Raw genomic sequence first — 12,727 nt, 5'->3', positions numbered from 1 at the left:
TTAATTATTTGGTTGGATATTCCGAGGAAAAATGGGAGGTATTCTTGATGCTCTTAAGCGATTAAATAATTGACTTAGAGGTAATTCAGCCTGAGATCCCACCAAATACATTGTATTAGGTTCTTGACTAATATATTCTCCATAAGCTGAAGTTAAAAATGGTCTAAATGCTTCGTTTTTGGCTATATAAACCTCGGCAAATCCCACTAATAGAGCATTACCATATTGATCCATAATATCTTGTTTAGGAATGGTTAAATCTGGAAAAGAATCGAGTAATGCTTTCATACTTGCATCCAATTTAGAAAAGTTGACGTGAGCTTGTCCTTGGACTAAAACAAAATATTTATCATCTGTATTAATCCAGACAAATGCTTGTAATTGTTCAATTACGGCAGGGGTTGCTGGATCACTGCTTCCTGCCCCTAAAATAACAGGAATTTTCACTTGAGACAGCCCTTCTGCGCCAAAAATTACGCTAGTAACTGGGTTAATTACTAGGGCAGATGTTACTCTTTCATCTCGAAAATTATAGTCTTTTCGTGGTAAATCTAAAGCGCGACATTGCAACACTAAAGACAAATTTGGCCCCCATATTCTTTGACCACAAACTTCTTCTAATCGATTAAAATCAAGGGTCGCACCTGCTACAGCTAAAGCTCCATAACCGCCAAAAGAATGACCCATAACTCCTACATTTTTTAGGTCTAAACGCCCGCCAAATTCTCGATCATTGCGTCTTTCTAATTCATCAATTAGATAGCTAATATCTAAGGGACGATCCACAAAATCATTGAGTTTAAACAGCTCTCTAGAAAAGCCATTTAACATAGACTCAAGTTGTTGAAAATCGCTGCCTGGATGTTGGGGTAATGCCACTAAATAGCCATAGGAAGCTAATTGTCTGGCCCGCTCTTCAAAATCTTCAGGACGGGAAGCTAACCCGTGAGATATAATAATTACAGGGGTTTTTCCTTCTCGCCATTGTTGGGGTTGAATCAAGACAACGTAAAAATCTTGTTGACGACTTTCATCTCTTAATTGAATCACCCTTCTAGGAGCAACCCCATACTTTCCAGGTTGACGAATATCGGGAAGATTAGAAAAATTAGGAACGGTTTCTGTTTGTGCTATTTGAGAAGATAAGGTTCTCATTTCTTCGACAACTTCATTAGTAGCTTGTCCTAATAATTCAACATAACCTGCTACTTGAAAAATGTCTTCAATGTTAAACTGCATATTAACAGCTAGATGATTCAAAACATTAAGCAAAGTAAGTCCTTCTTCTGGATCTAAAGCTGCTTGTACCATCGCCCCTCTTAAGGCATATTTCCCATTCCGTCCCCCTTGAATAGAAACTAAATTGCCCATTTGGGTGAGAATTTTTTCCCCGGTTGGGGTATTGAGAAAACGAGAAAGTTGCACCGCATTAATATCAGCCCGTTTTGATAAAGCTTCTCTAAATTCCGCTTTTTGTTCCGCATTAACCCCCGCCAAATTCATATAATCAGCTAATTCTCGATTAACAACACCTGTTCTCGCAAAGGTGTCTAAAGAATCAATTCCCAAGGATAAATTAATGGGGCCATAAATAAAGACAAGTCGTTGGGCTGCATTAACAGGAAAAGTTGTTAAGATAGCAGCTAAAGTTCCTAATGTTAGGTTTTTTACGGTTTTAGGGAAGGAACGCTGATGAGACGAAAAAAAAGCAACCATAATCTTTTAAAAAGGCGATCACTGTTGAGTGTTGCGTTACTTACTATAGCAGGATTGGACAAATTTTACAGGCTAAAACCCTGAAGGGTTAGGCTATACAAACAAAACCCGCCTTCGCGGGTTGAGCATTTCCCTATGCAGGATAGTTGTCAATTTAGCTTAAGAAACTAAGATTTTTGCCTCAATTAACCCTTCAAACAACTTTAGCCCTTCTATTGACCTGGTAAGGGCATCTGAAGCCCTTTCTGGGTGGGGCATCATCCCTAAAACATTGCCCTGTTTATTCGTAATTCCGGCAATATTATTAAGGGAGCCATTGGGGTTACTTTCCTGGGTTATTTCTCCACTTATGGCACAATAACGAAACAATACTTGACCTTTATCTTCTAACCCTTTTAACGTATCCTCATCCCCATAATAACGCCCTTCTCCGTGGGCAATGGGTAGGGTAATGACTTGATGAGGGGAATAAGCTTTTGTCCAAGGTGAATGATTATTTTCGACTCGGATGGAAACGCGATCGCAGATAAAATGTAAATCTCGGTTACGAATTAAGGCCCCTGGCAATAATCCTACTTCTGTTAATACCTGAAACCCGTTACAAATTCCTAAGACTAATTTACCTCGGTTAGCGTGTTCGATCACTGAAGGAATGATTGCTGAAAACCTTGCGATCGCCCCACATCTGAGATAGTCTCCATAACTAAAACCCCCAGGAATGACAATGACATCAAGCTCAGAAATATCAGTTTCTTGGTGCCAAATCATGCGGGTGGGTTGGTTTAATAACCCTTCTGTTACCGTGGCAATATCCCGATCGCAATTTGACCCTGGGAAGACAATAACACCAAATTTCATGATTTACCCCACAACGGTTTGACTAGCGGTAATTTCAAAGCGATAATTTTCAATAACAGGGTTAGCTAAAAGGCGATCGCACATTTCATCTAATTGTTGCTGGGCCTGACTTTCATTCTCAGCAGTCATGGTAAGCTCAATATACTTGCCAATTCTCACCTTTTCTACCCCTTCGTATCCTAATTGTTGGAGTCCAGACTGTACTGCTACTCCGGCGGGATCTAAAACCGATGGTCTGAGAGTAACATAGATGCGACAGTGATATTGTTGAGACATAAGTATAGGCTAAATTATATAATTAATAACAGGCTAAAGCCTGATTCTACAAAAACGAGCGTCCGCCTTCGCAGACTAATATCCTAGGTTGCGTAGGCAAACTTTGTTTGTATAGCCTAACTCTTTAGAGTTAAGCTATATTGTTTGTGATAACTTAGCATAACATCAAACTATGCTTTGATTGCTAAGTATAAATTAACCAAGCAAACTTACCCACTCCCCAAGCGAAATAAAGAAAGATCACTGACAGTAATAAAACCAGGAAAAAAATCATCGTAAAATAATCAGTTTTTGTTAAAATAGATTGGTGTAAATAGGTACGTTGAGAACTGCCTGAAAAAGCTTTTGATTGTAACACGACTTCTAATTTTTGGGACTTAGCCATTGCATTAAGAATTAAGGGGACAGCAATAGCTGCATAAACTTTTCCTTTGCGAATTAATCCCATATTTTCTAAAGCCAACCCTCGCAACCGTTGAGCATCTAAAATACCTTCTATTTCTTCTAATAATAAGGGAAAGAAGCGCAAAGTAGAGGAAAAAATAAAAACAATTTTATAAGGTATTTTCACTTGAACCATTCCCACAACCATGTGATTAATATCAGTAGTAAAAATACCCAAGGGAATAATTAAAACCATTGTCAAGGTCTTAAAAATAACATTTAATCCGTAGATAATTCCCTCTTGGTTCATGGTTAACCCTCCTACCCACCACCAAGTTTTAGGAACGGCAAAAATAGGGGTTAAAGTCTCTCTATCAATTAAGGTTTTGACCTGTTCAATATTAAAAAAGCCCATGGTAACTAAGAGTAGAAGATAAAAGGGAATCATCACTTTTAAAACTGTTTTCAAATACTCTAATTTTACTCCTGCAAATAAACAAGAAAAAGCAACAATTAAGGTTAAAATTCCCCCAGTGATCGGACTTTCCCAAATAAAAGCAATTAGGGTAATAACTCCCATCATAAGTAGCTTTGTTCGGAAATCTAAACGGGTAAAAATTGAGTCATGATCGACGGTTTCAAATTTCATCATGGGACAAAACACTCCGCTACTTCAGATGGGGTTAATAAAGGATATTTCTCATTAGAAATTTTACTTAATTGTTGTGCCAATAAAACCGCTTGAGGTGGGGTAATATAGGTAGATTCTAATAAGTCTGTTTGATGATAAACTTGACGAATTGGCCCATCTAATAAAATGGTTCCTTGTCCCATAACAATCACTCTTTCTGCATAGTCTGGCATTAAATATAAACGATGAGTAATTACGATGACTGTTTTACCCATTTGATGCAACTGACGACTCACTTCTAAAATAGCAAGAGATCCTTTATAATCTTGTCCTGTAGTGGGTTCATCAAAGATAATTATATCTGGTTCCATCGCTAAAATTGCCGCAATAATAATCCTAGCGCGATCACCTTTTGGTAAGGATAAAGGATGAGCATGACGCTGTTCTAATAATCCCATTTCCTGTAATGTTTCAGTTACTTTCTTCTCAATCTTTTTCTGATCATAACCTACATTTTCTAGGGCAAATGCTACTTCTTGTTCCACCGTCATACTAAATATTTGATTATCGGGATTTTGACCCACATAACCAATAAAACGGGCTAACTCACTTACCGATAAATTTCTCGTATCTTTTTGCCTAATTGTAACATTTCCACTCGTTGGTTGTAGCAGGTTTAAAAAGTGTTTTACTAAGGTACTTTTTCCAGCCCCATTTTGACCAATAATTAGTAAATATTCCCCTTCATAAATATTCACAGAAACCTGATGTAATGCTTGGGTTCCATCTTCATAGATATGGGTCAGATTTTGGGTGGATAATAAAGGTTGTTTGTCCCCTTGATTTTTCGGTTGAGAAAATTGAAAGGTTTGACGGATTTTTACGGTTTCTTCGAGAGATTTTATTGTATTAAAACTAGAATTTAAAGTAACAGGAATTTCTGGCAAAATAATTCCTTTTTTCTTGATTTGATAGAAGGTTTGAGCAACTTGAGGAGGACGTAAATTATGGGTTGTTAATAGGTCAATTTCTGAATAAATTTCCTTGGGTTTTCCCGTAGCAATAATTGCTCCCTCAGACATTAAAACCAGGCGATCGCTAAACTCTGCCATTTCTTCTGCTGCATGGGAAACCATAACAATTGTTACCCCCAATTCTTGGTTAAGTTCCTTAATAGTAGAAAACACTTCTTGAGAACCAATGGGGTCTAATTGAGATGTAGGTTCATCTAATATTAATAAAGTCGGTTGTAGGGCTAAAGCAGCAGCAATAGCAAGTCTTTGTTTTTGTCCTCCTGATAATTCTTGAGGGTGTTTTTGTTCTGTTCCATCTAAACGAACTGCGGCCAAAACATGAGGAATGCGGGCTAAAATTTCCTCTCTTTCTACACAAAGATTTTCTAAAGCAAATGCAATTTCATTTTCAACAGATGTAGAGATTAATTGAGTTTCCGGATCTTCAAAAACTGCTCCTACATAACGGGCTAAATGACTAACTGGATGTTCTAAAGTATCACAACCCGCTATATTAACATAACCAAAAAAACGCCCCCCATAAAACTGCGGAACAATGCCATTAAGGGTTAAACAAAGGGTTGTTTTTCCCGCCCCTGTGGGGCCAATAATTCCCAAAAATTCTCCTTGATGAATTTCTAAAGAAATATCTTTGAGAACAGGTTGTTGAGAATTTGGATATAAGTAGGAAACTTTCTCTAAACTAGCAATCAATTTCATAGTATAATTAGTAAATAGCTTCTTTAGGTTTCATTAGACCAATGGCCCGTAATCCCGCAATTACTCGCACCCCAATAAATGCCCCCACTAAAGCACGAACTAAGTTTTCTAAAGGCATAATAGGTGTTAGAAATAACCAGGTAGCTTCTGGCCAATTATAGATCGGATAAACTATGGCACATTTAATAAGATGAGACAATCCAGCAATCATCCAACTTCCCAAAAATAATCCTAATCCTACCAGAGGAAGATTAGAACTATTGATCCATCGAGCGAATAGAGTACGAGTCGGTAAAATAAACAATATTAGTGCTGACCAATCAATAAAAGAACCGACGATAATGATAGGAATAGAAACGCCATTTTTCATAGCAAGACTGCTATAAACAAATAAGCAAATTATAAAAATAATGGCTAGGCCAAACCACCAATATTTTCGCTTCTTACCTAATACCATTGACCCGGCTGTAAAACTGGTGATCATTGCCCCGAAAATTGAGACTAGGGGAATACCTGCGGTGTGGGGGGCTAAAAACACTCCAATTAAGGTACCAATGCCGCTGGCTGCTGCCCCACCAAAAGGCCCTAAAAGCCATCCTAAAAGGGGAAAAATGCCTTGACTTAAGGGAAATACCCCGCCAGACCCAATGGTAATGGAAAAGGGGATAAAAGCCAATACCGTAACCACTGCGGCCATGACCACAATATAATCTAAGGGAGTGCCATCTAAAGACGCGCTACCTAGGGTTTTAATTTCTCGTTCTTGTCCTTGGGGGGTGATAAAAAGTGACATGATTGGTTTAGTAAATATAGTCAAAATTCCCAATTTTGGGTGAGGAAGGATGACCGATTACTGAAAATTTATCTCCGAATTATTGTATCATATCTTCGCAAGTTTCTCGATTTTCACCAAAGATATTTTCGATTAACAACTTTCGACTAAATGGCCTTGCTTCTGAGAAACGTTTGATCTTGTTTCGCAAAATCATGGAAAAAAGTCAAGCTTAACTTGTCACAGATGCCGAACTCAGATACACTTATTCTATGTAAGTTTATCCAATCTATAAATACCAACTTGATTTATTACAATCCTGACATCATTTCCGACAATGACACAACGATTAGTCCTCCTAGCGAAAAAGCAATGATGACTGAAATCGATGCTAATCTCTTAGAGGAGATTCTTGTGTTTAAAGCAGCAAAAAGCAATTCATCTATTGCTGTTTTAGAATGGGGTTTTGGAAGAAGTAGTCTTTATTACCCTTCCGTATTAAATAAGCATGGCTATCAATTTACTTGGGATTCTATTGAGAATGATCGTGACTATTTTCAAGATTTTTTTAATAAGGTATCCCAGGATTTTGTGACTCCAAATACAGTTAATTTCTATCCTGAAAATAACCTTGATAATCTTGAACCAATTAAAAATAATGAATTAAGTCATCATCATTTTCACGTTTTTAATTTAGGGATTGTAAGATCCCCTTTTGTGATGAGTAAACCGACTAATTTACCCAATGGTGATGCTTATGTTGGATTACCCAGTAAGCTTAATCAAAAGTATGACATTATCTTAGTGGATGGACGATACAGAAGACGATGTGTAATCGAAAGTTCTTCCTTGATGAAACCTGATGGCATCACATTATTACATGATGCTTGGCGAACCTATTATCACTGTGCTTTTACCCATTTTAAACATCATAGGAGAATTGGTGAAGCTTGGTGGATAGGTTCTCAGTCTCCCCTGGATTTTTTAGTACCTACTTCCTGATTTTTTTATTTTATTAACCCAATTAATCAATATGGAAAAACTCTACGAAGGCAAAGCCAAAATTCTCTATCCCACTGATGATCCAGAGGTATTGCTAACCCACTTTAAAGATGATGCAACCGCCTTTAATGCCCAAAAACGGGGAACCATTCAAGGGAAAGGAGAAATCAACTGTAAAATCTCAACTGCCCTCTTTCAATGGTTAGAATCTCAAGGCATTGCCACCCATTTTCTTGAACAATCAGCCCCTGATCAAATGTTAGTGAGACGGGTAAAAATTCTGCCCCTTGAAGTCGTGATAAGAAACATTGCCGCCGGAAGTTTATGTCGTCAAACCGGATTAAAAGAAGGTCAAATTTTATCTTTTCCCTTGGTAGAATTTTACCTAAAAAATGATGAATTAGGAGATCCCTTATTAACCCGCGATCGCATTTTAATTCTCGAACTAGCGACCCCCGAACAAATAGAACAACTACAAAACCTTGCCCTAACCATCAATCAATATTTACAGCAATTTTTCGAGAGTTGTCAAATTACCCTGGTAGATTTTAAGCTGGAATTCGGCATTGATAGTCAAGGAAGACTCTTATTAGCGGATGAAATTAGTCCTGACACCTGCCGTCTTTGGGATCAAACTGAAACAGATCCCCAGGCCAGAGTCCTTGATAAAGATCGATTTCGTCGAGATTTAGGCCAAGTGGAAGCCGCTTATCAACAAGTACAACAGCGAGTCTTAGCAAAATTATCCCAAGGAAAAATCTAAAGATCTTGGAACATTCTCCGCTAGTCATAGTCAGGATCTTGGGTAATATGGCTCGGCTGTTAGGCACGTTGTTAGCTTATGATGGGTCAATAACAAGCAACGGATAACATTAAAAACGCTATAGCTTGATTGGGTGTGTGGACGTGTCAAACGAGATCAAAAAGTTACATTTCTTTCCCTTCCTGGGGATCATTCTGGCAACAACTGCGATATTGGTGGCAGGAAAACCTGTTCACGGGGAAGATCTGCCCTCGATGGTAAGCTTGAGTGAAGCAGAACCCTCCCTAGATTTTCCCGATCCTTTGGGGTTAGAAACTGCATCTGATGAACCTTCTGAGACGATGGAACCCTTTCCCAAGGTGTCTAGCTTAGAAAAAGCCATTGCCGCAGAATCACAACCTGTGACCCCTGCTGAGTCAGAGTCACCCCCAACAGAGGAACCAGGGGCCGCCGAAGAAACCCCAACGGAAGATCCTAATACTCCGCCACCGCCAAACATTCCTGAACCTGTCCCCCCCCCAGAGGAGAGTCCCAGTCCCAATGCTCCACCAGTCCCAGAAGGGTTGCAACCGCCCCCCCAAGAAGGGGAAGGAAGCAGCCAAAATGAGCCACGGGTATTGGTGGTAGAAGTGCTGATCGAGGGGGTCAACGAAGAATTAAAAAATTTAGTCTATAATACCCTTCAAACCAGACCAGGACGCACGGCTACCCGTTCTCAACTGCAAGAAGATGTTAACGCTATCTATGCCACCGGATTTTTTGCCAATGTGAAAGTAACCCCCGCCGATACGCCTCTAGGGGTACAAATCACCTATACCGTAGAAGCTAACCCCGTCTTAAATAATGTGGTGATTAATACCGTCCCTGAGCTTGAAGACAAGCGGGCTTTACCTCCCGAAGTCATTCAAGAAATCTTTGGCACTCAATACGGTAAAATCCTCAATCTACGAGATTTACAAGAGGGGATCAAAAAACTCAATGAATGGTATGCCGAAAAAGGCTTTGATCTCGCTCAAGTAATCGGTTCCCCTGAAGTCAGTGATGAGGGGGTTGTCACCCTAATTATTGCTGAAGGGGTGATTCAAAATATTCAAGTGCGGTTCTTTGATGCGGAAGATGAACCTGTTGACGGCAGAACCCGTGATTTTATCGTTACCCGTGAGATGCAACTCAAACCAGGGAACGTATTCAACCGTAGGACGGCCCAATTTGATTTACAGAGGATTTTTGGCCTAGGTTTGTTTGAAGATGTACGAATTTCCTTTAGTCCAGGGGAAGACGCTAGAGAAGTCATCGTTAACGTCGATGTGGTAGAAGGTAATACTGGATCATTGGCCGCAGGGACTGGGATCAGTTCTACTAGCGGACTGTTTGGGACGGTGAGTTATCAAGAACAAAACCTAGGGGGCAATAACCAAACCATCGGGGGAGAAGTGCAAGTCGGGGAAAGGGAATTGCTCTTTGATGTCAATTTTACCGATCCTTGGATTGCGGGCGACCCCTATCGGACAGCTTACACGGTAAACGGGTTCCGCCGTCGTACCATTTCCCTCGTCTATGATGGGGATGACTCCTCCATTAGAACCCTCAACGGCTTTGATAGTCCTAGGGTTGTGCGCTCAGGGGGGGGGGTTTCCTTTGCTCGTCCTTTATCTGATAATCCCTTTCTCAAACCAGACTGGCGACTGACGGCCGGCGTTAACTATCAACGGGTCCTGATTGAAAACTCTGATGGTGACATTGCTCCCCTTTCTGCTCCCCTTAATGGCTTTCCTGAACAACCCCTGTCCTTTAGTGATTCGGGACGGGATGATATTTTCACCTTAAGCTTTGCTGCGGCTCAAGATTTCCGTAACAACCCCTTACGGCCTACCAGTGGTTATGTGGTGCGCTTAGGAATAGAACAAACGGTTCCGGTGGGGTCAGGAAATATCGGGTTTACTCGTTTACGGGGTAACTATAGTTACTACATTCCCGTAGATTTTGTTGATTTAGGGTTTATTGAGGAAGATCAGCCTAAACCCCAAGCTCTGGCTTTTAATGTTCAAGCAGGAACGGTTTTTGAAGATTTACCCCCCTATGAAGCCTTTGTAATCGGAGGTAGTAATTCGGTGCGGGGTTACAATGAGGGGGAATTGGGTAACGGACGCAGTTACTTCCAAGCTACGGCTGAATACCGTATTCCGATTATTCCCTCTGTGGGGGCGACTCTCTTTTTTGACTACGGTACCACTATTAAATCTCAACGCTCTGTCCGAGGTATTCCTGGGGTTGTGCGGGGTTTACCCAGTGATGGTTATGGTTATGGTGTTGGACTTAGAATTCAATCCCCTGTGGGCCCCATTCGAGTAGACTATGGGATTACTAATGAGGGTGACTCTCGTGTCCATTTTGGCATTGGGGAACGATTCTAAATTTACACCTAGCTTGAAAACCCCGATTTTTTACTAAATAGTAAGGAAGTCAACATTGTTTGCTGTCTTTAAAAATCGGGGTTTTGTGATTTTTAAATCATGGTGCAAGATCTGAGTTTACAGATAAGACAGTTTAAAATGGCATTTTACGTCCTTTTTTGAGTTTATCCTAAAACAAGATAATTTATTATTCAAATTGGGAACCCTAACACTAGAGATAGAAGATAGGAAATGCTAAATTATGCTAAGAAAAACAACGAATCTTTTATTCGGGACTCTATTAGCGATCGCTACCATAAACAGCATCGAAATTCCCAAAACTCAACTAACCTCATCAAATTTGCTTAATTTTCAGTCAGAGGCCCAGGCCAGAAGTAGTGGGGGACGCAGTAGAGGGGGATCATTTAGTCGCGGTTCAAAAAGTTCCTTAAAATCTACTTCTCGTAGTAGTTCAACCTCTCCCAAAAAACCCTCAAGAGTCCGAGTTTATTCTGATAACAATCCCACTTATTATCATAGTCGATCTAGCACTGGCAGAGGAACCCAAATGGGGGGAACAGGAACAGCTATTTTTTTAGGATTTCTCTTTTTTGGTGTCTCAGGAATTATCATTTTTCTCGTCCTAAAAAATGTTTCAAATGCGAGTAATAATACTTCTAAAACGGAATCATCTAATCGAGAATTAGACAATGATATTGTTACTATTTCTCAGTTACAAATTGCCTTATTAGCATCAGCCAAAGATGTCCAATTAGAGTTATCAGAACTTAGTTTAAGGGCTAATACTAGCACGGAAGAAGGGTTAAGAGAATTGTTACAAGAGTCCATTTTAGTTTTGCTGAGACATTCTGAATATTGGAGTCATGGATTAGGCAATTCTGAAAAAATAAAGCTTGATCAAGCTGAAGCAAAATTTGAAGCTTTATCCTTAGAACAACGCAGTAAATTAAGCCAAGAAACCTTAAGAAATGTTGGGGGAGATCTCCAAGAAAAAACGGTTATAGCTCCTGAAGATGAATCTGCTATGTATATTGTGGTAACATTATTAGTAGGAACGGCCCATGATCGTCCCCTATTTAAAGAGATTAAGACCATAGAAGCAGTAGAAACAGCCTTAAAAACTTTAGCAGCAATGCCCCCTGATTATTTACTAAAATTAGAATTATTGTGGAGTCCGCAAGCAGAAAATGACAGCTTAACCTATGATGAATTTATTACTGAATACACTCTTATGGTACAATTAGTTTAAATGATAAATTACTCCCTTTTTAGTCGATTTCAAGGTGGTTTATTAGGTAATCTCATTGGCGAAACCTTAATTAATCGAGAAAAATCTCAATTTTGGTGGCGTGTTATGAGTGAAAAAGTCATGATGAAATTAATTGAAAAGGGAGAAATAACCTCAGAAGATTGGGCCGTGATCTCACCTGAAAACCCTAGCTTAAGTTCTGGAGAATTAATCTTAGGAATCTTCCCCTTAATGCTTCTTTTTTATGATGCTCCTTACCAGTTTCAGCAACAATTAGAACCATTGATTAACCTTTGGAATATTCCGTCAGAAACTGTAAAAGAAATCATATTTTTTTATGATTTATTAGGAGAAATATTAACCGAAAAACTCACTAAAAACAGCCCATTAAACCTTTTAGACATTGCGGCCAAAGTTCCCCTATCCTGGGAAACATCATTACAAAAAATCCAAGAATTTCTAGATAAAGGAACCCCTTTAACAGAGGTAAGTCGATATTTTCGACAAAAAATGTCTCCAGAAAAGACAATAATTCCCTTATCTTTATATTGTTTTAGTCGTACTCCTAATAATTTTCGCCTGAGTGTTTTACAAGGGATAAAAACAGGGTATCCTTTAATTAGCACCTTAACAGGAACCTTGTCAGGAGCCTATAATAGTGTTTTAGGTATTCCCATTGCTTGGCGTTTAGCTCAACAAATTGACCGAGATTGCCCCTTATCTTATCAACAAATCTTTACATTGTGGGAAATATGGGCGGGTGTTGACAAGGTAGCACGGGGAGAGACAATGGGAGACAAGACGGCAGTAAATTCACCAGGGGTAATGCAGCAGAGGCCCCCATTGATGCTAATTTCGCAAAAAGAATATTTACAACCCACATTCCGCACTTCAAAAAAGTAGTATGAAATACTACAGTTATCTCTGAT

At 39.4% G+C, this 12,727-nt stretch carries 11 protein-coding genes; 5 read left to right on the top strand and 6 right to left on the bottom strand.

What is annotated here, in order from left to right:
• From VB691_RS19580 to VB691_RS19555, 6 genes are all read right to left on the bottom strand, one after another.
• Positions 1 to 1,716: an alpha/beta hydrolase gene (locus VB691_RS19580; RefSeq protein WP_323293208.1), complete on the bottom strand. Its 1,716-nt coding sequence runs from the start codon at positions 1,714 to 1,716 to the stop codon at positions 1 to 3.
• Between the two features lie 159 nt (positions 1,717 to 1,875).
• Positions 1,876 to 2,574: a phosphoribosylformylglycinamidine synthase subunit PurQ gene (gene purQ, locus VB691_RS19575; protein ID WP_323293207.1), complete on the bottom strand. Its 699-nt coding sequence runs from the start codon at positions 2,572 to 2,574 to the stop codon at positions 1,876 to 1,878.
• 3 nt (positions 2,575 to 2,577) lie between these two features.
• Positions 2,578 to 2,850: a phosphoribosylformylglycinamidine synthase subunit PurS gene (gene purS, locus VB691_RS19570; protein WP_323293206.1), complete on the bottom strand. Its 273-nt coding sequence runs from the start codon at positions 2,848 to 2,850 to the stop codon at positions 2,578 to 2,580.
• 184 nt (positions 2,851 to 3,034) lie between these two features.
• Positions 3,035 to 3,886: an energy-coupling factor transporter transmembrane component T gene (locus VB691_RS19565; RefSeq protein ID WP_323293205.1), complete on the bottom strand. Its 852-nt coding sequence runs from the start codon at positions 3,884 to 3,886 to the stop codon at positions 3,035 to 3,037.
• Complete coding sequence (locus tag VB691_RS19560) at positions 3,883 to 5,598, bottom strand: energy-coupling factor transporter ATPase (RefSeq protein ID WP_323293204.1); 1,716 nt, start codon at positions 5,596 to 5,598, stop codon at positions 3,883 to 3,885. Before VB691_RS19560 ends, VB691_RS19565 begins: the two co-directional genes overlap by 4 nt.
• Positions 5,599 to 5,605: 7 nt before the next feature.
• Positions 5,606 to 6,391: a hypothetical protein gene (locus tag VB691_RS19555; RefSeq protein ID WP_323293203.1), complete on the bottom strand. Its 786-nt coding sequence runs from the start codon at positions 6,389 to 6,391 to the stop codon at positions 5,606 to 5,608.
• Positions 6,392 to 6,742: 351 nt separating this feature from the next.
• On the opposite strand from VB691_RS19555, the gene VB691_RS19550 reads away from it, so the two are divergent.
• The 5 genes from VB691_RS19550 (at position 6,743) to VB691_RS19530 (ending at position 12,701) form a co-directional block, all read left to right on the top strand.
• Positions 6,743 to 7,372: a hypothetical protein gene (locus tag VB691_RS19550; protein WP_323293202.1), complete on the top strand. Its 630-nt coding sequence runs from the start codon at positions 6,743 to 6,745 to the stop codon at positions 7,370 to 7,372.
• Between the two features lie 31 nt (positions 7,373 to 7,403).
• The gene (purC, locus tag VB691_RS19545) at positions 7,404 to 8,135 is read left to right on the top strand and encodes a phosphoribosylaminoimidazolesuccinocarboxamide synthase (protein ID WP_323293201.1); all 732 of its coding nucleotides are present in this window, start codon (positions 7,404 to 7,406) and stop codon (positions 8,133 to 8,135) included.
• Positions 8,136 to 8,272: 137 nt separating this feature from the next.
• Positions 8,273 to 10,549, top strand: coding sequence for a BamA/TamA family outer membrane protein (locus VB691_RS19540; protein WP_323293200.1), 2,277 nt, complete (start codon positions 8,273 to 8,275; stop codon positions 10,547 to 10,549).
• A 241-nt stretch (positions 10,550 to 10,790) separates the two neighbouring features.
• Positions 10,791 to 11,798 (top strand): DUF1517 domain-containing protein, encoded by a 1,008-nt coding sequence (locus VB691_RS19535; RefSeq protein ID WP_323293199.1) that lies wholly within the window; start codon positions 10,791 to 10,793, stop codon positions 11,796 to 11,798.
• Positions 11,799 to 12,701, top strand: coding sequence for a hypothetical protein (locus VB691_RS19530; protein WP_323293198.1), 903 nt, complete (start codon positions 11,799 to 11,801; stop codon positions 12,699 to 12,701).
• Positions 12,702 to 12,727 lie beyond the last annotated feature (26 nt).

Source organism: Crocosphaera sp. XPORK-15E (assembly GCF_034931425.1).
Taxonomy (GTDB): Bacteria; Cyanobacteriota; Cyanobacteriia; order Cyanobacteriales; family Microcystaceae; genus UHCC-0190.
The sequence above is the reverse complement of the archived record's forward strand: the minus strand, read 5'-3'. Positions and strand labels throughout refer to the sequence as shown.